At 68.5% G+C, this 21192-nt stretch carries 18 protein-coding genes; 11 read left to right on the plus strand and 7 right to left on the minus strand.

From position 1 onward, the window contains the following. The first annotated feature begins 201 nt into the window (after positions 1 to 201). Complete coding sequence (yhjD, locus tag VJT49_RS31165) at positions 202 to 1203, plus strand: inner membrane protein YhjD (protein ID WP_324168543.1); 1002 nt, start codon at positions 202 to 204, stop codon at positions 1201 to 1203. Here the strand turns inward: yhjD and VJT49_RS31170 are convergent. Continuing rightward, a complete protein-coding gene (locus tag VJT49_RS31170) occupies positions 1183 to 2412 on the minus strand; it encodes a D-alanyl-D-alanine carboxypeptidase family protein (protein ID WP_414636125.1) in 1230 nt (409 codons plus the stop codon). The two genes, yhjD and VJT49_RS31170, sit on opposite strands and share 21 nt — an antisense overlap. Before the next feature lie 71 nt (positions 2413 to 2483). Between VJT49_RS31170 and VJT49_RS31175 the strand changes: the two genes are divergently transcribed. Next, positions 2484 to 2729, plus strand: coding sequence for an SCO4848 family membrane protein (locus VJT49_RS31175; RefSeq protein WP_324168544.1), 246 nt, complete (start codon positions 2484 to 2486; stop codon positions 2727 to 2729). Between the two features lie 99 nt (positions 2730 to 2828). On the opposite strand, the gene VJT49_RS31180 is transcribed toward VJT49_RS31175, so the two are convergent. Genes VJT49_RS31180 through sdhC form a run of 4 tightly spaced genes read right to left on the minus strand, consistent with a single transcriptional unit; the run spans position 2829 to position 6298 of the window. Then, positions 2829 to 3620, minus strand: a complete 792-nt coding sequence (locus tag VJT49_RS31180; RefSeq protein WP_324168545.1) for a succinate dehydrogenase iron-sulfur subunit — start codon at positions 3618 to 3620, stop codon at positions 2829 to 2831. Further along, complete coding sequence (sdhA, locus tag VJT49_RS31185) at positions 3620 to 5407, minus strand: succinate dehydrogenase flavoprotein subunit (protein ID WP_324168546.1); 1788 nt, start codon at positions 5405 to 5407, stop codon at positions 3620 to 3622. The genes VJT49_RS31180 and sdhA overlap by 1 nt, the downstream gene beginning before the upstream one ends. A gap of 25 nt (positions 5408 to 5432) precedes the next feature. Further along, positions 5433 to 5852, minus strand: coding sequence for a succinate dehydrogenase hydrophobic membrane anchor subunit (locus VJT49_RS31190; RefSeq protein ID WP_324168547.1), 420 nt, complete (start codon positions 5850 to 5852; stop codon positions 5433 to 5435). Beyond that, a complete protein-coding gene (gene sdhC, locus VJT49_RS31195; protein WP_324168548.1) occupies positions 5852 to 6298 on the minus strand; it encodes a succinate dehydrogenase, cytochrome b556 subunit in 447 nt (148 codons plus the stop codon). The genes VJT49_RS31190 and sdhC overlap by 1 nt, the downstream gene beginning before the upstream one ends. A gap of 347 nt (positions 6299 to 6645) precedes the next feature. On the opposite strand from sdhC, the gene VJT49_RS31200 reads away from it, so the two are divergent. From VJT49_RS31200 to VJT49_RS31225, 6 genes are all read left to right on the plus strand, one after another. Next, the gene (locus VJT49_RS31200) at positions 6646 to 7770 is read left to right on the plus strand and encodes a BMP family ABC transporter substrate-binding protein (protein WP_324168549.1); all 1125 of its coding nucleotides are present in this window, start codon (positions 6646 to 6648) and stop codon (positions 7768 to 7770) included. Between the two features lie 68 nt (positions 7771 to 7838). After that, positions 7839 to 9362 (plus strand): ABC transporter ATP-binding protein, encoded by a 1524-nt coding sequence (locus VJT49_RS31205; protein ID WP_324168550.1) that lies wholly within the window; start codon positions 7839 to 7841, stop codon positions 9360 to 9362. Then, positions 9359 to 10447 (plus strand): ABC transporter permease, encoded by a 1089-nt coding sequence (locus VJT49_RS31210; RefSeq protein ID WP_324168551.1) that lies wholly within the window; start codon positions 9359 to 9361, stop codon positions 10445 to 10447. Before VJT49_RS31205 ends, VJT49_RS31210 begins: the two co-directional genes overlap by 4 nt. Next, positions 10447 to 11715, plus strand: coding sequence for an ABC transporter permease (locus VJT49_RS31215; protein WP_324168552.1), 1269 nt, complete (start codon positions 10447 to 10449; stop codon positions 11713 to 11715). The genes VJT49_RS31210 and VJT49_RS31215 overlap by 1 nt, the downstream gene beginning before the upstream one ends. 2 nt (positions 11716 to 11717) lie before the next feature. Further along, on the plus strand, positions 11718 to 12107 hold the full coding sequence (locus tag VJT49_RS31220; protein ID WP_324168553.1) for a cytidine deaminase: 390 nt from the start codon (positions 11718 to 11720) through the stop codon (positions 12105 to 12107). Next, on the plus strand, positions 12104 to 13390 hold the full coding sequence (locus tag VJT49_RS31225) for a thymidine phosphorylase (RefSeq protein ID WP_324168554.1): 1287 nt from the start codon (positions 12104 to 12106) through the stop codon (positions 13388 to 13390). The genes VJT49_RS31220 and VJT49_RS31225 overlap by 4 nt, the downstream gene beginning before the upstream one ends. On the opposite strand, the gene VJT49_RS31230 is transcribed toward VJT49_RS31225, so the two are convergent. Continuing rightward, a complete protein-coding gene (locus tag VJT49_RS31230) occupies positions 13387 to 14469 on the minus strand; it encodes a PA containing protein (protein WP_324168555.1) in 1083 nt (360 codons plus the stop codon). The two genes, VJT49_RS31225 and VJT49_RS31230, sit on opposite strands and share 4 nt — an antisense overlap. 174 nt (positions 14470 to 14643) lie before the next feature. Here VJT49_RS31230 and VJT49_RS31235 point away from each other — a divergent pair, with 174 nt between their 5' ends. After that, positions 14644 to 15738 (plus strand): adenosine deaminase, encoded by a 1095-nt coding sequence (locus tag VJT49_RS31235; RefSeq protein WP_324168556.1) that lies wholly within the window; start codon positions 14644 to 14646, stop codon positions 15736 to 15738. Positions 15739 to 15833: 95 nt separating this feature from the next. After that, complete coding sequence (locus VJT49_RS31240; RefSeq protein WP_324168557.1) at positions 15834 to 17021, plus strand: MFS transporter; 1188 nt, start codon at positions 15834 to 15836, stop codon at positions 17019 to 17021. Between the two features lie 80 nt (positions 17022 to 17101). Here VJT49_RS31240 and VJT49_RS31245 read toward each other — a convergent pair whose 3' ends face one another. Continuing rightward, entirely contained in the window at positions 17102 to 18364 is a 1263-nt protein-coding gene (locus VJT49_RS31245; RefSeq protein ID WP_324168558.1) for a primosomal protein, read from the minus strand. Positions 18365 to 18460: 96 nt separating this feature from the next. Here VJT49_RS31245 and VJT49_RS31250 point away from each other — a divergent pair, with 96 nt between their 5' ends. Continuing rightward, positions 18461 to 20962, plus strand: a complete 2502-nt coding sequence (locus VJT49_RS31250) for a DEAD/DEAH box helicase (RefSeq protein ID WP_324168559.1) — start codon at positions 18461 to 18463, stop codon at positions 20960 to 20962. Positions 20963 to 21192 lie beyond the last annotated feature (230 nt).

The following is a 21192-nucleotide window of genomic DNA, read 5'->3' on the forward strand; positions in this document are numbered from 1 at the left end:
GTGTTACCAGCGGTCGTTGCGGGGCCGGGATTTGCTTGGGGCACAGGACGAAACGCACCAATCGCCGGTCCCCGCGGATCGATGGTGAGCGCCGCGCTGTGGACGCTGTGCTGCCGTGACTCGCCGGCGGGACCGAGGCGTACTGTGCGTACCAGTTGGGTACAACTTGTCTCACGTCCAGCTCACAGCTAACTTTCGTCTGTGGCGGAGAAGGAAAAGCTGGTTCCCAGGCTGCGCAGGAAGTACTCGTGGCTGGACCATGTGATCAGAGCCGGTGAGTCCTTCACCGAGAACTACGGGAACCACTACGCCGCCGCGATCACCTACTTCAGTGTGCTCTCCCTCTTCCCGTTGCTGATGATCGGCTTCTCTGTCGCCGGGTTCGTGCTCGCCGGCAACGCGGCCGCGCTCAACCAGTTGAAGGAAGGCATCCTGCGCTCGACGCCGCCCGGCCTGGGGCAACTGTTCAACCAGTTGATCGATGCCGCGTTGAACGCCCGTGGCGCCACCGGGATTTTCGGCCTGCTGCTGGCGTTCTACTCCGGGCTCGGCTGGATGACCAACCTCCGCGACGCACTGACCGCGCAGTGGGGACAGGAGCGGCGCAACCTGCCCCTGATCTCGACCACGCTCAAGGACCTCGCCTCGCTGGTCGGGCTTGGCATCGCCCTGGTGGTTTCGTTCGGCCTGACCGCGGTCGGCAGCGGTGTCGGCAATTTCCTGCTGCGCCTGGCCGGGCTGGAAGACGAGGGTTGGGCGCTGTTCCTGCTGAAGGTGGCGACCATCGTGCTCTCGTTGCTGGCCAACATGCTCGTGTTCCTGTGGCTGCTCTCTCGGCTGCCCCGCGAGCACGTCACTGCCCGCAGCGCGATCAAGGGCGCGATCATCGCCGCGATCGGGTTCGAGGTGCTCAAGCAGGCCGCCACGGTGTATCTGTCCGCCGTGACGACCTCACCGGCGAGCGCCCTGTTCGGCCCGATCATCGGGTTGCTGGTGTTCGCCAACCTGGTCGCGCGGTTCCTGCTGTTCGTGACCGCGTGGACCGCCACCGCGAAGGAGAACATCGTCACCCGGGTCCCGCCGCCCCCGCCCGCCGTCATCCGGCCGAACGTGGAGGTCCGGAAGGGACCCGGCGTCGGTGTGATGGCCGGCGCCTTCAGCGCCGGGGCGGTGCTCGCCTGGCTAGGGCTGCGGAGGCGTTGAGTCCTTCTTGCGGCTGATGCCGATGACGAAGCCGATCACGATCAGCACCGCGACGACGAGCGTGACCAGCCATCCGGTGAGGCCGAACGGGTCAGAGCCGGCCGCCTTCGCCGCGCCGCCCGCGTTCGCCTTGCCCGCCACGACCTGGGACGAGCCCACGGCGTCGTTCGTGGCGGTCGAAGTGGACGGTTGCAGCAAGGTGCCGACCGGTTGGGCAGCCGTTTTTTCCAGCGCGAAGCCGTAGTCGAGCAACTTGCCGGCCTGGTTGACGACCGGGATCGGCCGCTGCTCGGCGCGCGTCATCACCACGGCGAGCCGCGTGCCGCCCTGCTCGGCACCACCCACATAGGTGTGCCGGGCGTCGTCGGTGAACCCCGTTTTCCCGCCGAGGAAGCCCGGGTACGCGCCGAGCAGTCTGTTGTCGTTGACGATGGAGAAGGCCGGTTTGACCGGCTGGGCCGGGAACTGGAAGGCACGGGTGGCGACGACGGTGGCGAACTCCTTCTCCTTCATCGCCGCGTGGAAGATCAGGCTGAGGTCGTACGCGGAGGACGACATGCCGGGGCCGTCGAGGCCGGACGGGGTCGCCGTCCGGGTGTCGGTCGCGCCGAGGGACGCGGCCAGGTCGTTCATCTTCCGCACCGCCTCGGGCACCCCGCCCAGTGCCGTCGCCAGCGCGTGTGCCACATCGTTGCCGGAATGCATCAGCAGGCCGTGCAGCAATTGGTCGACGGTGTAGGACCCGCCTGCGACGAGGCCGACGCAGGTGCATTCCTGGCCGGCGTCCTCCGGGGTCGCGACGACGACCTGGTCCGGTTGGAGATCCTTGATCGCCACGAGCGCGAGCAGGGTTTTGATCAGCGACGCCGGCCGCTCCCGCGCGTGCGGGTTCTTCGCCGCGACCACCGCGCCGGTGTCGAGATCCTGGATCACCCACGACACCGCCGTCGTGTCCGGCGGGGCCGGGCTTCCCGCGGGGACGACCAGCCCGCATTCACCCATGCGGGTGCCGCCGACGGGTTCGGTGGGTACCGGCAGCGGCGCGGGGGCGGCCTGCCCTGGCGCCGGTCTTTCCGAGGTGTCCATCGGGGGCGGCGGGGACTGGCCGTCGGGACAGGCGCCCTGGGCCGACGCGGCGGGTGCGGCGAACACCGCGAGGCCGGAAAGCAGGGCGAGCACGAGTGCCAGGGAAAAACCGGAGTTGCGCACCAGGGCAGATTAATTCACCAGCCTGTGTTCCCTGGTGAAGAATGCCGAATCGATCGGGGGATACTCGAGTCATGTCTCGACGCGTATCGCTGTTCCTGCTGGCCTTCGGCGTGTGGTCGTGGATCATCTGGATCACGTTCGTCAAGAACCTGTGGGCCAGTGACCAGTCCTGGGCGCCCGACGGTTCGGCGACCTCGTTTTTCGTCGTGCACCTGATCCTGGCGATCGTGTCCTTCACCCTGGGCACGATCATCGGCGTGCTCGGCTGGCGTGGTCTTCGCACGGCACGTGACCGGGAGTCCTCGGCCGCCTCTTGACCGGTGACGTGACGGCCGCGAACGAGGGACTCGCGCCACCGGCGCGAGTCCCTCGTTCGTGATGCGCGAGTTCAGGTTCGGCGACGCCCGAGTTCGGCTTCAGACGCGCTTGAAGAGGAGGGCGCGCTTGACTTCCTGGATCGCCTTGGTCACCTGGATGCCGCGAGGGCAGGCGTCGGTGCAGTTGAAGGTTGTGCGGCAGCGCCACACGCCCTCGGCGTCGTTGAGGATGTCGAGGCGTTCCTCGGAGCCTTCGTCCCGGGAGTCGAAGATGAACCGGTGCGCGTTGACGATCGCGGCCGGCCCGAAGTACGAGCCGTCGTTCCAGTAGACCGGGCAGGACGAGGTGCAGGCCGCGCACAGGATGCACTTCGTCGTGTCGTCGAACCGCTCGCGGTCGGCCTGGGACTGGATCCGTTCGCGGGTCGGCTCGTTGCCGTAGGCGATCAGATACGGCTTCACCGCGCGGTAGGCCTCGAAGAAGGGCTCCATGTCGACATAGAGGTCCTTCATCGTGGGCAAGCCCTTGATCGGCGCGATGGTGACGGTGGCGGGCTTACCGGCTGTGTCCTTTTTGGTGAGCAGGTCCTTGACCAGCACCTTGCACGCCAGCCGGTTGATCCCGTTGATCTGCATCGCGTCCGAGCCGCAGATGCCGTGCGCGCACGAGCGCCGAAAGGACAGCGTGCCGTCCACATAGTTCTTGATGCTGAACAGCAGGTTCAGCACCCGGTCCGTGGGCAGCGCCGGGACGTCGTAGGACTCCCAGTGCGGTTCGCTGTCGACCTCGGGGTTGAACCGCAGGATCTTCACCGTGATGGTGACCGAGCCCTCCGGCGCCGGGATCTGTGACGTGTCGTGAGGTGCTGTGTCTTCCCTAACCGCAGTCATCAGTACTTACGCTCCATCGGCTCGTACCGGGTGAAAACCACCGGCTTGTAGTCCAGCCGGATGTCGGCGAGGAACCCCGTCAGGCCCAGTGGCGCGTCCGGGTCTTCCTTCTCCGGCAACATCTTGTACGACATCGAGTGCCGCATGAAGTTGACGTCGTCGCGGTTGGGGTAGTCCTCGCGGGCGTGCCCGCCGCGGGACTCCTTGCGCGCCAGGGCGGAGTTGACCAGTGCCTCGGCGAGATCGAGCAGGAAGCCCAGTTCGATCGCTTCGAGCAGGTCGGTGTTGTACCGCTTTCCCTTGTCCTGCACCGAAATCCGGCCGTAGCGCTCCTTGAGCCGCTGGATGTCGGTGAGCGCGGTCTTGAGGGTGTCCTCGGTGCGGTAGACCGCCGCGTTGGTGTCCATGGTCTGCTGCAGTTCGGTGCGGATGTCGGCGACCCGCTCCCCACCGGTTGCCGTGCGCAGGTGCGAGACCATGCCCTCGACCAGTTTGTCCGGGCTCTCCGGCAGGTCGACGAAGTCGTGCACTTTGGCGTACTCGGCGGCCGCGATGCCCGCCCGGCGCCCGAACACGTTGATGTCCAGCAGCGAATTCGTGCCGAGCCGGTTCGCCCCGTGCACCGACACGCACGCGCACTCGCCCGCCGCGTACAGCCCGGGAAGCACCTTTTCGTTGTCCTGCAAGGCTTCGCCGTGCACGTTCGTGGGGATGCCGCCCATCGCGTAGTGCGCGGTCGGGTACACCGGAACCGGCTCGTGCACCGGGTCGACGCCCAGATAGGTGCGGGCGAACTCGGTGATGTCCGGCAGCTTCGTCTCCAGCACCTCGGCACCGAGGTGCGTGCAGTCCAGCAGCACGTAGTCCTTGTGCGGGCCCGCGCCCCGGCCTTCCAGCACCTCCAGCACCATCGACCGGGCGACGATGTCGCGCGGCGCGAGGTCCTTGATGGTCGGGGCGTAGCGCTCCATGAACCGCTCGCCGTCGGCGTTGCGCAGGATCGCGCCCTCGCCCCGGGCGCCCTCGGTGAGCAGGATGCCGAGGCCCGCCAGCCCGGTCGGGTGGAACTGGTAGAACTCGATGTCCTCCAGCGGCAGGCCCTTGCGGTAGTAGATGCCCATGCCGTCGCCGGTCAGCGTGTGGGCGTTCGACGTGGTCTTGAAGACCTTGCCGAAACCGCCGGTCGCGAACACGATCGACTTCGCCTGGAAGACGTGGATCTCACCGGTGGCCAGCTCGTAGGCGACCGCGCCGGAGGCGACCGGGCCGTCCTCGGTCTCGGTCAGCGCGATGTCGAGCACGTAGAACTCGTTGAAGAACTCGATGCCGTGCTTGACGCAGTTCTGGTACAGCGTCTGCAGGATCATGTGGCCGGTGCGGTCGGCCGCGTAACAGGCCCGGCGTACCGCGGCCTTGCCGTGGTCACGGGTGTGCCCGCCGAACCGGCGCTGGTCGATCTTGCCTTCCGGGGTCCGGTTGAACGGCAGGCCCATCTTCTCCAGGTCGAGCACCGCGTCGATGGCTTCCTTCGCCATGATCTCGGCCGCGTCCTGGTCGGTCAGGTAGTCACCGCCCTTGACCGTGTCGAAGGTGTGCCATTCCCAGTTGTCCTCTTCGACGTTGGCCAGCGCCGCGCACATGCCGCCCTGGGCGGCCCCGGTGTGCGAGCGGGTCGGGTAGAGCTTGGTGAGGACCGCGGTGCGGGCCCGCTGGCCCGCCTCGATGGCGGCGCGCATCCCGGCGCCGCCCGCGCCCACGATCACCACGTCGTACTTGTGGAACTGCATATCGGCTTCTTTCGTGGTGGTGGGTCTAGCTGCCGGCGATGTTCGGGTCGAAGGTGAAGATCACCAGTGTGCCGACGAACAGGATGATCGCCATCGCCACGTACAGCAGGATCTTCAGCCAGAACCGCGTCGAGTCCTTGCGCGCGTAGTCGTCGATGATCGTGCGCAGCCCGTTGCCACCGTGGATCTCCGCGAGCCACAGCATCGCCAGGTCCCAGAACTGCCAGAACGGCGAGGCCCACCGGCCGGCGACGAAACCGAAGTTGATGCGGTGCACGCCGCCGTCGAGGATGTTCATGATGAACAGGTGGCCGAGCACGAGGATGACCAGCGCGAGGCCGGAGATCCGCATGAACAGCCAGCTGTAGAGCTCGAAGTTGCTCCGCCGCGCGGCTGGGCGGCGCGGGGACCGCGGCTTGTCGAGCGCGAGGGTTTCGTTCGCCATCAGTGCCCGCCTCCGAACAGCGTCGACGCCGTGCGCCAGAGCATCGCGATCGCGCCGGGGATCATCACGGCGACCCAGATCACGACGATCGCCCACAGCATTGGCTTCTGGTACCGGGTGCCCTTCGACCAGAAGTCGACGAGCATGACCCGGATGCCGTTGAGCGCGTGGTAGAGCACCGCACCGACCAGGCCGACCTCCAGGAGGTTGACGATCGGGGTCTTGTAGGTCTCGATCACCTGGTTGTAGGTGTCCGGCGAAACCCGGACCAGCGCGGTGTCGAGCACGTGGACGAACAGGAAGAAAAAGGTAAGCACGCCGGTGATGCGGTGCAGGACCCAGGACCACATGCCGGGGTCACCCCGGTAAAAGGTCCCTTTCCGGCGTGAGGCGCCAGCCCGATCGCTCGCCGCCGCCTCTTCGGCGGTGCTAGCCGTGGTGGACATCGGTGTACGGCCTCCAACGTCATGGTTGGACTCGTGAATTCAACGAGCTTGGATACCTGGGATGCTAAACCCGCCTGGACCTGCCCACTCACTCTCGGGTTGGTGTCTGTGATCGACCAGACACTCTGCATGGTCATCTCAGTGGCTCATGTCACTCAACCCACAGCTTGCTACTCAGGGTGACCAAACTGGCTCGCATTTGTCGCGCAAGCAAACATTTAGGTTACGCACGCCGCCTTCGGTGTGGCGCGTTCTTCACGGGCGGGTACGGTTCGCCAGTCGAGCCCGGCCACGTGAGCCGGCCGCTTTTCAGTCCGCTGGAACACAGCGGGGGAGGGAGACGCAGCGTGCGTAGAACGACGCTCTTGGCCACGGCGATGGCCGGTGTGCTCGCGCTGGCGGGATGTGCCAAGGACTCCGGCAGCGGAGGGGGCGGCAACAACAACGCCGCGGCCGGGTCCTGCGTCACGTCCACCGCTCCGGCCGCGTCGGGCTCGTCGACGTCTTCGAGCGCGTCGGGCGCCAAAGTGGACGCCAGCGGTATGCGCGTCGGGCTCGCGTTCGACATCGGCGGTCGCGGGGACGCGTCGTTCAACGACGCGGCGGCGGCCGGGATCGACAAGGCCAAAACGGACTTCGGGATCAAGGACGTCAGCGAGAGCACGGCGGGCGCGAACGAGGACGAGGCCGCCAAGGAGCAGCGACTCACCCAGCTCGCCACCAACGGCTACAACCCGGTGGTCGCGGTCGGCTTCGCCTACGCGGACGCGGTCAAGGCGATCGCGGGCAAGTACCCGAACACCAAGTTCGCGATCATCGACGACGACTCGGTCACCCTGCCGAACGTGACCCCGCTGGTGTTCTCCGAGGAGCAGGGCTCGTTCCTGGTCGGCGTCGCCGCCGTCTACAAGAGCAAGAACTGCCACGTCGGTTTCGTCGGCGGCGTGAACACCCCGCTGATCCAGAAGTTCCAGGCCGGTTTCGACCAGGGCGCCAAGGCGGCCTCGAGCAAGGTCGTCATCGAGAACGAGTACCTGACCCCGGCCGGTGACTTCTCCGGCTTCCAGGACCCGGCGAAGGGCAACGTGGTCGCCGCGGCCGAGATCAGCAAGGGCGCCGACGTCGTCTACCACGCGGCGGGCGCCTCCGGTAAGGGCGTGTTCGAGGCGGCGAAGTCGGCCAACGCGCTGGCCATCGGCGTCGACTCCGACCAGTACAACCAGAAGACCGTGGCGGCGTCGAAGGACGTGATCATCACGTCCATGCTCAAGCGGGTGGACGTGGCCGTCTACGACTACCTCATGGCGGTCGCGACGAACACGCTGGGCTCGCTGCCCAAGCGCTTCGACCTCAAGGCGGGCGGTGTCGGCTACGCCACCTCCGGCGGCAAGATCGACGACATCGTGCCGGCGCTCGAGGGCTACAAGCAGCAGATCATCGAAGGCAAGATCACCGTCGCCACCACACCGTAGTACCAGCAGCGAGGTGCGGGGCTCGGGAAGCAACCCTTCCCGAGCCCCTTCCGCCGTCCGGGAGCCGTATGAGCACTCCACAACCGGTTGTCGAGCTGTCCGGGATCACCAAACGGTTCCCCGGCGTGGTCGCCAACTCCGATGTCAACCTGATCGTGCACGCGGGCGAGGTGCACGCGGTGTGCGGCGAGAACGGGGCCGGCAAGTCGACCCTGATGAAGATCCTCTACGGGATGCAGCAGCCCGACGAGGGCACCATCTCGGTCAACGGCAGGCAGTTGAAGCTGCGCAACCCGCAGGACGCGATCCGCGCCGGGATCGGCATGGTGCACCAGCATTTCATGCTCGCCGACAACCTGACCGTACGCGAGAACATCCTGCTGGGCGCCGAAAGACTGCACGGCATCGGCCGGTCGGTGTCCGCGAAGCTGACCGAGCTGGCCGAACAGACTGGCCTGCGCGCGCCGCTGGGCACGCTGGTGGAAAGCCTCGGCGTGGCGGACCGGCAGCGGGTGGAGATCATGAAGGTGCTCTACCGGGGTGCCCGGATCGTGATCCTGGACGAGCCCACCGCCGTGCTGGTGCCGCAGGAGGTCGATGCGCTGTTCGCGACGGTCCGCGGCATGCAGGCGCAGGGTTTCACCTTCATCTTCATCTCGCACAAGCTCGACGAGGTGCGCGCGATCGCCGACACGGTCACGGTGATCCGCCGGGGCACCACGGTCGGCACGGCGGACCCGAAGAAGATCAGCTCGCGCGAACTGGCGGAGATGATGGTCGGCTCCGAGCTGCCCAGCCCGGAGACACGAGAGTCCACTGTGACCGATCGCGAAGTGCTCCGGGTTTCGGCGTTGCGGCTGGAAACGGAAGGCTCCGCGCGCGCGGTGCTGGACGACGTCTCGTTCACCGTGCACGCGGGCGAGGTGCTGGGCATCGCGGGTGTCGAGGGCAACGGGCAGACCGAACTGGTCGAGACGATCATGGGGATGCGCAGGGCCGGCGCGGGCACGATCCAACTGGTCGACGCGGACGGCCGCGCCCACGAGCTGACTCGCCTCGGTACCCTCGCCCGCCGCGAGGCGGGTATCGGCTACATCGCCGAGGACCGCACACGGCACGGGCTGCTGCTCACGCAACCGTTGTGGCTCAACCGGATTCTCGGCTACCAGTCCCGCGAACCGGTCTCAAAAGGACAGTTGCTCGACATCGGCGGGGCACGCCGCGACACCGAGCGGATCGTGCGTGACTACGACGTCCGCACGCCGGGCATCGACGTGCCGGCGGCCGCGTTGTCCGGCGGGAACCAGCAGAAGCTCGTCGTGGGGCGGGAGCTTTCCGGCGACCCGGTGCTGCTGATCGCCTCACATCCCACGCGCGGGGTGGACGTCGGCGCACAGGCGCTGATCTGGGAACAGATCCGCGCGGCCAGACGCGACGGCCTGGCGGTGCTGTTGATATCGGCGGATCTCGACGAGCTGATCGGGCTGTCCGACACGATCCAGGTGATCCTGCGGGGCCGTCTGGTCAGCAAGGCCGATCCGGCGACCGTCACCCCGCAGGAACTGGGCTCGGCGATGACGGGAGCGGCATGACTTCCTGGCGTACCAAGGTTCTTCCGCCGTTGCTGGCGATCGTCTTCTCGGTGCTGATCTGCTCGGTCGCCCTGCTGATCTCCGGTGCCGACCCGTTGCGGGCCTACGGCACGATGGTCGGCCAGTTGTTCAAGGGGACCACCGCGGTGGACACCGTGAACCTGGCCACGGTCTACTACCTGTCCGGGCTCGCGGTGGCCATCGGGTTCCAGATGAACCTGTTCAACATCGGGGTCGAGGGCCAGTACCGGTTCGCCGCGGTGGTCGCGGCGATCGCCGGTGGCGCGCTGCGGCTGCCGCCGGTGCTGCACACCGTCGTGATCATCCTGATCGCGCTGCTTTCCGGCGCGCTGTACGCGACGTTGCCCGCGATCCTGAAGGTGACGCGCGGCGTCAGCGAGGTCATCTCGACGATCATGCTCAACGCCATCGTGAGCGGGATCGTGGCCTTCCTGATCAATCCGGCGCAGTTCGGCGTGCTCACCGGGAACAACCTGCGCACGCAGCCGATCCCCGCTTCGGGCCATGTGCCGGGCCTGCCGCTCGGGGGCGCGACGCTGTTCGGCTTCGCGTTCATCGCGGTGGTGATCGGTCTGGCTTACTGGTTCATGCTGAACCGGACCCGGTTCGGGTTCGAGCTCAAGGCCAGCGGCGAGTCGGCGACGGCCGCGGCCGCGGGCGGGGTGAGCGCGAAGCGGATGACGCTGATCGCGATGCTGCTGTCCGGGGCGGTGGCCGGGCTGATCGCCCTGCCGGAACTGCTGGGCCGCGACTACAGCTACGCGATCACGTCGACCCAGGGGTACGGCTTTACCGGGATCGCGGTCGCCTTGCTCGGCAGGAACCATCCCGGCGGTATCGCGCTCGGCGCGCTGCTGTGGGCGTTCCTGGACAAGTCGGCGGTCTCGCTGGAGCAGGTGAACGTGCCGAAGGAGATCGCGACGATCATGCAGGGCGCCATCGTACTGTCCGTGGTCGTGGCCTACGAGGTGGTCCGGCGCGCCGACCTGGCCGCGATGCAGCGCCGGGTGGGCCGCGCGCTCGCCGGCAGGCCCGCGAGCGTGAGCGAAGGGGGTGCGATCTGATGGTCGTCACCGACTCGGCCGCCGCCCCGCTGACCGTGCCGTCGACGCCGCCGAAGCGGCGGCTGCCCGGCTGGGCGCGTGGCGTGCTGTGGGCGGTCGGCGTGGTCGCCGTGCTGTCCACGGCGTCGTATCTGACCGGCGTCAACACGCTGACCTCGACGAACACCTCGCAGATCGCGCTGCGGCTGGCGTTGCCGATCCTGCTGGCCGGGCTCGGCGGCCTGTGGTCCGAACGCTCGGGTGTGGTCAACATCGGCCTCGAGGGTATGATGATCCTCGGTACCTGGGGCGCGGCCTGGGGCGCCTACCACGGCGGGGTGTGGGCCGGGCTGGGCGCCGCGATCGTGTTCGGCGCGCTGGGCGGGCTGCTGCACGCGGTGGCGACGGTGACCTTCAACGTCAACCACATCGTGTCCGGTGTCGCGATCAACCTGCTCGGCCTCGGGGTCGCGAAGTACCTGTCGACGCTGATCTTCCAGCCGCTGTCCGGCAATCCCCGCCAGTCGCCACCGGTGCCGACCTTCGACACCTATTCCGCGACCTTCCTCTCGGACTGGTTGAGCGGGCTGGAAAAGCAGCAGCGGGTCGGCGTCTCGGACGTGGCCGGGCTGATCAACGGCCTGGTCACCGGGGTGGCGCCACTGACGATGATCGCGGTCCTGCTGGTGCCGGTGAGCTACCTGGTGCTGTGGCGGACCCGGTTCGGGCTGCGGCTGCGGTCCTGCGGCGAGAACCCGGTGGCCGCCGAGTCGCTCGGCGTCAACGTGTACCGGTACAAGTACCTCGGGGTGCTGGTCTCCGGTGGGCTGGCCGGGATGGGTGGCGCCTCGCTGGTGCTGCTCGCCGGTGGCGGTGGCTACCTGGAGAACCAGACCAACAACCGCGGTTACATCGGCCTCGCGGCGATGATCTTCGGCAACTGGCGCCCCGGCGGGCTGCTCGGTGGCGCGGCGCTGTTCGGCTACGCGGACGGGCTGCGGCTTTCCGGCGGCGGGAAGGCCGTGCTGGCGCTGATGTACGGGCTGGTGCTGCTGCTCGCGGTGCTGGTCGTGGTGCAGTTGATCCGGCGACAGTGGGTCGCGGCCGCGCTGGGTGTGGTCGGCGCGGGAGTGCTGTACTGGATCTACTGGGCCAACGACGACCTGCCGAGCGACCTCACCCCGTACACCGCGCACTTCGTGACCCTGATCGTGCTCGCCGCGGCATCCCAGCGGTTGCGGCCGCCGCGGGCGGGCGGCGCTCGGTACCGGCGCGGTGAAGGGGGCTGAAAGTGTCCGGTGTGGACTGGAAGGCGCTTCGGGACCGGGCGGTCGAGGCGGCACGAAAGGCATACGCGCCCTATTCGGGACTGCTGGTCGGGGCGGCCGCGGTGGTCGACGACGGCCGGATCGTCGAGGGCTGCAACGTCGAAAACGCCTCGTACGGGCTCGGGCTGTGCGCGGAGTGCACGATGGCCGGGCAACTGCGGATGTCCGGCGGTGGGCGGCTGGTCGCGGTCGCGTGCCGGTCGGGTTCCGGTGAGTTGCTGATGCCGTGTGGGCGCTGCCGTCAGGTGCTGTACGAACTCGGCGGGCCCGACTGCCTCGTCGACACCCCGTCCGGAATCCTGCCGATGTCCTCGGTGCTGCCGGACGCCTTCGGCCCCGAGGATCTCCCGTGAGCTTCGCGGCCGTGGACGTCATCCGTGCCAAGCGGGACGGCGGGCGGCTGACCGGGGAGCAGATCGCGTGGGTGGTCGACGCCTACACCCGCGGGGTGGTCGCGGAGGAGCAGATGGCGGCGCTGGCGATGGCGATCTTCCTGCGGGGCATGGACGCCGGCGAGATCGTGGCCTGGACCGGCGCGATGATCGACTCCGGGGAACGGCTCACGCTCGACGTCTCACGGCCGACCGTGGACAAGCACTCCACGGGCGGCGTCGGCGACAAGATCACGTTGCCGCTGGCACCGCTGGTCGCCGCGTGCGGTGCGGCCGTGCCGCAGCTGTCCGGGCGCGGGCTCGGGCACACCGGGGGCACGCTGGACAAGCTGGAGTCCGTTCCGGGCTGGCGGGCCGAGCTGTCGACCGTCGAGATCGTGCGGCAGCTGGACGAGGTCGGCGCGGTGGTGTGCGCGGCGACCGAGGGGCTGGCACCGGCGGACCGGAAGCTGTACGCCCTCCGGGACGTGACCGGCACGGTCGAGTCGATTCCGCTGATCGCGAGTTCGATCATGAGCAAGAAGATCGCGGAGGGGTCGTCCGGGCTGGTGCTGGACGTCAAGACCGGGTCCGGCGCGTTCATGAAAACCCCGGACCAGGCCAGGGAACTCGCCCGCACGCTGGTCGAAATCGGCACCGCACACGGTGTCTCGACCACCGCCGTGCTGACCGGCATGGGCACCCCGCTGGGGCGTGCCGTCGGCAACGCGGTGGAGGTCGCGGAGGCGGTCGAGGTGCTCCAGGGCGGGGGACCGGCCGACGTCGTGTCGCTCACCCTGACCCTGGCGCGGGAAATGCTCGCGCTCGCCGGACTGTCCACAGTGGATCCCGTCGAAGTGCTGGCTTCCGGGGCCGCCTACCGGACCTGGCGCCGGATGATCCTTGCCCAGGGCGGGGACCCGGACGCGCCGCTGCCCACGCCCCGGCACGTCCAGGTCGTGGAAGCGTCCCAGGACGGGGTGCTCTCGACCTTGGACGCCTGTTCCGTGGGACTGGCCGCATGGCGGCTCGGTGCCGGACGAGCCCGCCGCGGGGACCCGGTCCAGCACGCGGCGGGCATTCTCTGCCACGCCAAGCCGGGCGACGCCGTCGTGGCCGGTCAGCCGCTGCTGGAACTCCACACCGACACTCCCGGGGCCGTCCCGTCGGCGCTGAAGGCCCTGGAGAGCGCTTTCACGATCTCCGCGGACGACGAAGCCCCCGCCTCCACCGGCGAGGGCCTCGTGCTGGAAATCCTGCGCTAGCCTTCAGCGGTTTCCTCGCCGTCCGCCTTCTTGACTTCGGCGGCCTTGGGGGCCCGGCCGTTGCGGGCCCGCCGCGGCTGGCGCTGGGCCGGGGTGGGCGCGGCGATCTGCGGGACGGCGGGGCCGCCGCCCAGCATCAGCTCCGCGAAGGTCGCCATGGCCTCGTCCAGCTGGCCGCCGATCCGCCGCTCGGACTCCTCGTTGTGCTTGCGCATGATCGAAGACACCGAGTCGGTGTCCGGCTGGACGGCGAGGGTGTCCTCGACCCGCGAGAGCGCGCTCCGCACGGTGCCGCCCAGGTCGCCGAACTGGGTGGTGACCCCGTTCTCCACGGTGTCGATGCGGCTGGAGAGGTCGTCGAGGCGGCTGGTGATCTGGTCCAGCCTCCCCGACAGTCCGTTGAGCCGCTCGGAGGCGTCGACCATCTCGCCGGTCTCCTCGAGCGCGGTGCGCAGCGCCTGGCCGGTCGAGTCGATCCGCTCGCGGGTGGCGCCGTCCAGCGCCTCGATGCGCGACTTGAGGTCGGCGCCGCTGGAGTCGACCCGGTCCCGCAAGGTGGCCTCGGTCAGTTCGATGCGCTCCTTGACCGGGCCGTGCACGGCCGCGGGCAGCGCGTCGAGCTTGCTGTCCTGCTTGTCCAGGTGCCCGTTCAGCTCGTCGAGGCGGCGGTGGATGCTCTCCAGCTTGTCCTCGAGGCCGTCCATCCGCCCGGCGACACCTTCGAACCGGGCCGCCACACCGTCGAGGCGCCCGTCCAGCTGGGCGAACGGCTTGGCCAGCTTGTCGACGATGCTCTCCACCGCGCGAGCCAGGCCCGCGAGCGCGTTGTCCTGCGCTTCGAGCTTGGACATGGCCTCGTCCAGCCGCTCGGCGAGGACGCTGACCTCGGTCCGGTCCGGCAGCTCCGACAGCCGCTTCCGCACCGCGCCCAGGGAGTCCACCGGCGCCAGGCGGGCGTAGATGTCGTCGAGGGCGTCGAAGATCTGCTGCTGCTCGCTCTCCCGGACTTCGGCCGCGCGCACCAGCATGTTGCGCATGCGGTCGAAGGACGGGGCTCCAATTTGGTTTTCAGTGGTCACGGCGCGGTCCTTCGTCGGCGGGGAGGAGAAGGGACGTTGGGCGAAGCTTAACCATTGCGGAATTGCTGCCGGTATGGCCCCCGTAAAAACTACTTCGCCGCACTGTTGTTACAAAGCAGAGGGTTGACACTCGCACTCGGAGCCCTTCACCGAAGCCGCCGGTACCGTTGGGTCATGTCTGATACCCCGCCTCTGACCTTGGAGAACATCCGTAAGGTGCCCAAGGTGCTGTTGCACGACCACCTCGACGGCGGCCTGCGTCCCGGGACGGTGATCGAGCTGGCCGACACCGTCGGGTACGCTGGCCTGCCGACCACCGACGTCGGTGAGCTGAGCCGGTGGTTCCGCGAGGCCGCGGATTCGGGATCGCTGGAGTCCTACCTGGAGACCTTCGCGCACACCTGCGGTGTCATGCAGACCGAGGAGGCGCTGGTCAGGGTTGCCGCGGAGTGCGCGGAAGACCTGGCCGCGGACGGCGTGGTCTATGCCGAGGTCCGTTACGCACCGGAGTTGTTCGTCGAGCGGGGCCTGACCCTCCAGGCCGTGGTGGAGGCCGTCCAGGAAGGGTTCGACCAGGGGGCGCGCCGGGCGGCCGAGCAGGGCAGGCCGATCCGGATCGGCACGCTGCTGTGTGCGATGCGTCAGCACGCCAGGGCGGCCGAGATAGCCGAGGTCGCCGTGCGGTACCGGGACGCCGGGGTGGCCGGGTTCGATATCGCGGGCCCCGAGGCCGGATTCCCGCCCACCCGCAATCTCGACGCCTTCGAATATCTGCGGACCAACAACGCGCATTTCACCATTCATGCCGGGGAGGCGTTCGGGCTCGCTTCGATTTGGGAAGCCATTCAGCATTGTGGCGCCGAGCGGCTGGGGCACGGCGTGCGCATCGTGGACGACATCAAGTCCGATCCGGATGGAACCGTGCACCTGGGCAGGCTCGCCGGCTACGTGCGCGACCGGCGCATCCCGCTGGAGATCTGCCCGTCGTCCAACGTGCAGACCGGTGCGGCCGCGTCGATCGCCGACCACCCGGTCGGATTGCTGGCCCGGCTGCGCTTCCGGGTGACGGTGAACACGGACAACCGGCTCATGAGCGGTTGCACCGTGTCGAGCGAGTTCGCCGCGCTCGCCGAGGCGTTCGGCTATGACTGGGCGGATGTCCAGTGGTTCACGCTCAACGCGATGAAGTCCGCGTTCCTCGATTTCGATCGCCGGCTCGACCTGATCAACAACGTCATCAAGCCCGGCTACGCGCCTTTGCTCGGCTGAGTTCCCTTCGGCGGCGAAAACACCTTGCCGAAGGTTAGCCGTGACAAGTAAAGTCCAACATATAGGAGAAGTTTCTCATATATTGGGATGAGTGAATGGCTGGGACGATCACGGCGGGTACGCGGAGCAAGCGCCGGTGGGGCATCCTCGCGCTCGGCCACGCCGCGCAGACGGCGAGCTGCTCGTTCCTCTACGGCATCCCATTCCTCGTCCCGTCCATGCACGGCCGGTCGCTCGCCGAAGCGGGCACCGTCGTCGCCGCGCCCAGCATCGGGCTGCTGTTCACCCTGATCGCCTGGGGCGCGGCGGCGGACCGGTACGGCGAGCGCCTGGTGATGGCGCTGGGGCTGGGCGGCTCAGGGGTGTTACTGGTGGTCGCGGGGGTCAGCGCGGCTTCACCCGGGCTCGAGTTCGCGCTCTTCCTGCTCGCGGGCGCCTGCGCGGCGAGCGTCAACGCGGCCAGCGGCCGGGCGGTGTTGGGCTGGTTCTCACCAGCCGAGCGCGGGATGGCCATGGGCATCCGGCAGACCGCACAGCCGCTCGGCGTCGGCGTCGCCGCGCTCACGTTGCCACCGCTGGCACAGCGCTGGGGGTTTCACGCGGCCATCCTGTTCCTGGCCGGCCTCGCGCTCGTGGTCGCCGCGCTGGTGGCATGGCTGGTCGTCGACCCGCCGCGCCCGCCGAAGCAGGCCGGCACACCCGAGTCGAAGGCACGGTCTCCCTACCGGCGGCCGGCGCTGTGGCGGCTGCACGGGGCCAGCGCGCTGCTGGTGGTTCCGCAGTTCGCCGTGTCGGCGTTCGCCCCGGTGTACCTGGTGTCGGTGCGGCACTGGGGCCCGACGGCGGCGGGCTGGTTCCTCGGCGCGGTCCAGGTACTCGGCGCCGCGGGCAGGCTCGGGTCCGGTTACTGGTCCGACCGCGTGGGCAGCCGCCTTCGGCCGATGCGGCAACTGGCCGTGGCGAGCGCGGCGGTCATGCTGCTGGTTGCCGTCGGCGACATGAGCTGGCCGTGGCTGGTGCTGCTCGCGCTCGTCTTCGCCGCGGTGATCACCGTGGCCGACAACGGGCTCGGTTTCACCGCGTCCGCCGAGCTCGCCGGCATCTCCTGGGCGGGCCGGGCGATGGGCGCGCAGAACACGGCCCAGAACGTGGCCGCCTCGCTGACCCCACCGCTGCTCGGCCTGGTCATCGGCGACTCACGGTACGCGCTCGCGTTCGCCGTCGCCGCGATCTTCCCGGTGCTGGCCATCGGCCTGACCCCGGTCCGCGCCGAACGCGGCTAGGTTGTGCCGCGAAGCGGCGGAGCCGCTCGCTGTGTGCCACGCAGCTTGCGCCGCTACACAGCCCAGGCCGGAAACACCAGTTAGTGCATACGGAGGCGGTTTTCGAAGGTTTCCACGAGCTTGCGCCACTCGCTCTGCTCGGTGTCGAACGGCGGGCTGGGCGCGAGCCGGTTCGGGTCGGGCCGCAGCACGAACGACACCAGCCAGCCCAGACTCTCCGAAGACGACAGTGCGGTGGACACGCTGTCGTCGCCCGCCCAGTCGGCCGCGTCGGTGAGCAGTTCGACGGCCAGTTCGAGCTGGGTCGGGTCGATCGCGTCGATGCTCTCGGCCAGGTCCTCGGCGAGGCCGGCCAGCACGTAGGTGTTGTCGGCGTCCACGTCGATCTCGAGCTCACCGGCGGTGGCCTTGGCCAGCACCTCGGGCCAGGTGGACACCTCGGCGAGGTCGGTGCCGGCGAAGGAGCTCCCGTCGGCCAGCTGACGCGCCAGCGCCTTCGGCGAGGTGTACGCGTCGATCTGGCCCTCGCTGCCGAGGAAGATCGGCTCGTCGTCGAGGTAGCACCGCAGGGTGTAGTACTCCTTGTCCGCGGTGATGATCTTGATGGGGTCGATCCCGGCCTCGCCCCAGAACCCGGCCGGGACCTCGTCCTCGTCCTCTTCGTCTTCCTCGGCCTCGGCGAGGTCTTCGTCCAGCCTGCCGCCCTCGTTCTCGACGCCGGCCTCCGCCTCGGCCGACTCCTCGAGGAAGGCCGCCAGCTCCTCGGCGGTCTGCTCGAGGACCCCGGCGTCCACGTCGGGGACGGTGACCAGCGCGTCGATCGCGTCGAGCACGGTGTCCCACTTCTCCGAGACCGCCTCGGACAGGTCGGCCCACAGCCGCTCGCCGTCCCGGCCGGTGAACGGCAGGCGGCCCTGGTGGAGCAGCGAGAACGCCTCGGTGCCGTCCAGCACCTCGTGCACCTCGTCGAGCTCGCACACGTCGGCCAGCGAGCGCACGATGCCGATGATCTCCGCCAGTTCGCTGATCGTCCACGTGTCCGGGTCCTCGGCCACCAGCTCCGGCACGCCGACCAGGTCGTAGGAGTGGTCGTCGTCCGGGATCAGCTCCGGGACGTTGAGCGCGGGCACCGCGTGCCAGGCCGGGTGGTCGATGAGGTCGTGCTGCTCCGCGGTCCGGATGAACGCGGCCAGATGCGCGGCGTCGGGGAAGGCGTAGAGGTCTTCGTCGTCGCCGAGGAAGGCCTCCCACTCCTCACCGTCCTCCCGCCAGCGCGGGGCCCAGAGGGTGACCAGGTCCCCCTGCGGCAGCCCGAGTTCGATCGGGACGATGTCCTGTGCCATTCCAGCCCTCCGGATTACCACCTGTGTGTGCGAAGCCTACGGGTTTCCGCCCGCGCCCGCGACGACACCCACGCCGGCTGGCACGATAGGAACATAATGGCACTCACTGATCTCCTACCAGCGGAACCTGACGCGGACAACCTCTTCGAGGCATTCTCGCGGTGGTCGGCCGAACGCGGTATCGAGTTGTACCCTGCGCAGGAAGAGGCGCTGATCGAGGTCGTCTCCGGGGCCAACGTCATCCTCTCCACCCCGACCGGTTCCGGAAAGAGCCTGGTCGCGGTCGCTGCGCACCTCACCGCGCTGGCGAAGGGCAGGCGCAGTTTCTACACCGCGCCGATCAAGGCGCTGGTCTCCGAGAAGTTCTTCTCGCTGATCGACATCTTCGGGGCGGACAACGTCGGCATGATGACCGGGGATTCCAACGTCAATCCCGACGCCCCCATCATCTGCTGCACGGCCGAAATCCTGGGGAACATCGCGTTGCGGTTCGGTGCGAAGGCCCCGGTGGGCCAGGTGGTGGCCGACGAGTTCCACTTCTACTCCGAACCCGACCGCGGCTGGGCGTGGCAGGTGCCGCTGCTGGGGCTGCCGCAGGCTCAGTTCGTGCTCATGTCGGCCACTTTGGGTGATGTGTCTTTCTTCGAAAAGGACCTCACCCGCCGGACCGGCAGGCCCACCGCCGTGGTCACCTCCGCGCAGCGCCCGGTGCCGCTGACCTACCGTTACGCGCTGACCCCGTTGCACGAAACCATGACCGAGTTGCTGCACGGTGGGCAGGCGCCGGTCTACGTGGTGCATTTCTCGCAGGCGGCGGCGGTGGAGCGCGCGCAGGCGCTGATGAGCATCAACGTGACCAGCCGGGCGGAGAAGGACGCCATCGCCGAGATGATCGGCGACTTCCGGTTCTCGGCGGGGTTCGGCAAGACGCTGTCCCGGCTGGTGCGGCACGGGATCGGGGTGCACCACGCCGGCATGCTGCCGAAGTACCGCAGGCTGGTCGAGCAACTGGCCCAGGCCGGGCTGCTGAAGGTGATCTGCGGGACGGACACCCTCGGCGTCGGCATCAACGTGCCGATCCGCACGGTCGTGTTCTCGGCGCTGACCAAGTACGACGGGGTGCGCCAGCGGCACCTCAAGGCGCGCGAGTTCCACCAGATCGCGGGCCGCGCCGGCCGCGCGGGATTCGACACCGACGGCTATGTGGTGGTCCAGGCCCCTGACCACGTGATCGAGAACGCCAAGGCGCTGGAAAAGGCGGGCGACGATCCGAAGAAGAAACGCAAGATCGTCCGGAAGAAGGCGCCCGAGGGTTTCGTGAACTGGACGGAGAGCACCTTCGAGCGCCTCATTTCGTCTCCGCCCGAGCCGCTTTCGTCCAGTTTCCAGGTCAGCCACTCGATGCTGCTGAACGTGATCTCCCGGCCGGGAAACGCTTTCGAGCACATGCGGCATCTCCTGGAGGACAATCACGAGGACCGGCCGGCGCAGCGCAGGCACATCCGGCGGGCGATCGCGATCCACCGCGCGCTGCTGGCCGCGGGTGTGGTCGAGCGGCTGGACGAGCCCGACGAGGAGGGCAGGACCGTCCGGCTGACCGTGGACCTGCAGTTCGACTTCGCGCTGAACCAGCCGCTTTCACCGTTCGCGCTGGCGGCCGTCGAACTGCTCGACCCTGATTCGCCGGTCTACCCGCTCGACGTGGTCTCGATCATCGAGTCTACCGTGGACGACCCTCGGCCGGTGCTTTCGCAACAGCAGTTCAAGGCTAGGGGCGAGGCCGTCGCCGCGATGAAGGCCGAGGGCATGGAATACGACGAGCGGATGGCGCTGCTCGATGAGGTCACCTATCCCAAACCGCTGGAAGAGCTGCTGAACGCGGCGTATTCACGGTACCGGCAGGGGCATCCGTGGGTCGCCGACTACGAGCTGTCCCCGAAATCCGTCGTGCGTGACATGTACGAGCGCGCGATGAACTTCGTCGAGTACATCAATTTCTATTCGCTGGCGCGGTCCGAAGGACTGGTCCTGCGTTATCTCGCCGACTGTTACGACGCGCTGCGCCACACCGTGCCGGACGAGGCGAAGACGGAGCCGTTGCAGGACCTGATCGCGTGGCTCGGCGAACTGGTGCGCCAGGTGGACTCGAGCCTGCTCGACGAGTGGGAGGCGTTGCGCCACCCCACCGAGGCGGGGCCGGCACCCGTCCTGCCCGAGGGACCCCCACCGGTCACCGGGAACGAGCGCGCGTTCCGTGTGCTGGTCCGCAACGAGCTGTTCCGGCGGGTGGAGCTGGCCGCGCGGCGCGCGTACGAGGAGCTTGGCGCGCTCGACGCGGAGTCCGGCTGGGACGCCGTCGAGTGGGAAGCCGCGCTGGAGGAGTACTTCGAGGAACACGATGAAATCGGCACCGGCCCCGACGCCCGCGGCCCCGCGCTGCTGATCATCGAAAAGGAGTCGGAGGCGTGGCGGGTCCGCCAGATCTTCGACGATCCGTCGGGCCACCACGACTGGGGCATCAGCGCGGAGGTCGACCTCGCCGCCTCCGACGAAGCCGGCTCGGCCGTCCTCCGCGTCACCGCCGTCAACCAGCTGTAGCCCTTACCTCACGCCGCGAGTCGGGCTTTCAGTGCGCGCGAGTCGGGCTTTCGGTGCGCGCGAGTTCGGCTTTCGGTGCGCGCGAGTTCGGCGTTCGCCGTGCCGCCTTGTGCCCTCAGGCGGGCAAAGCAGGTCCTGGACATCCTGACTTCGTTCCCGCCTTTGTGCCGTCGACGCCGTTGTTGAAGTACCAAACCTTGTCCACCCGTGCCCGCGCGAGTTTCACTCGG

The organism is Amycolatopsis sp., from assembly GCF_035276945.1.
Classification (GTDB): domain Bacteria; phylum Actinomycetota; class Actinomycetes; order Mycobacteriales; family Pseudonocardiaceae; genus Amycolatopsis_E.

What these genes read in the sequence shown, in the direction of transcription:
- VJT49_RS31180 (WP_324168545.1), bottom strand. Translation starts at nt 3,620, where the DNA reads ATGACTGCGGTTAGGGAAGACACAGCACCTCACGACACGTCACAGATC.
- VJT49_RS31215 (WP_324168552.1), top strand. Translation starts at nt 10,447, where the DNA reads ATGGTCGTCACCGACTCGGCCGCCGCCCCGCTGACCGTGCCGTCGACG.
- VJT49_RS31190 (WP_324168547.1), bottom strand. Translation starts at nt 5,852, where the DNA reads ATGGCGAACGAAACCCTCGCGCTCGACAAGCCGCGGTCCCCGCGCCGC.
- sdhC (WP_324168548.1), bottom strand. Translation starts at nt 6,298, where the DNA reads ATGTCCACCACGGCTAGCACCGCCGAAGAGGCGGCGGCGAGCGATCGG.
- VJT49_RS31235 (WP_324168556.1), top strand. Translation starts at nt 14,644, where the DNA reads ATGTCTGATACCCCGCCTCTGACCTTGGAGAACATCCGTAAGGTGCCC.
- VJT49_RS31240 (WP_324168557.1), top strand. Translation starts at nt 15,834, where the DNA reads ATGGCTGGGACGATCACGGCGGGTACGCGGAGCAAGCGCCGGTGGGGC.
- VJT49_RS31205 (WP_324168550.1), top strand. Translation starts at nt 7,839, where the DNA reads ATGAGCACTCCACAACCGGTTGTCGAGCTGTCCGGGATCACCAAACGG.
- VJT49_RS31175 (WP_324168544.1), top strand. Translation starts at nt 2,484, where the DNA reads ATGTCTCGACGCGTATCGCTGTTCCTGCTGGCCTTCGGCGTGTGGTCG.
- VJT49_RS31250 (WP_324168559.1), top strand. Translation starts at nt 18,461, where the DNA reads ATGGCACTCACTGATCTCCTACCAGCGGAACCTGACGCGGACAACCTC.
- sdhA (WP_324168546.1), bottom strand. Translation starts at nt 5,407, where the DNA reads ATGCAGTTCCACAAGTACGACGTGGTGATCGTGGGCGCGGGCGGCGCC.
- VJT49_RS31210 (WP_324168551.1), top strand. Translation starts at nt 9,359, where the DNA reads ATGACTTCCTGGCGTACCAAGGTTCTTCCGCCGTTGCTGGCGATCGTC.
- VJT49_RS31245 (WP_324168558.1), bottom strand. Translation starts at nt 18,364, where the DNA reads ATGGCACAGGACATCGTCCCGATCGAACTCGGGCTGCCGCAGGGGGAC.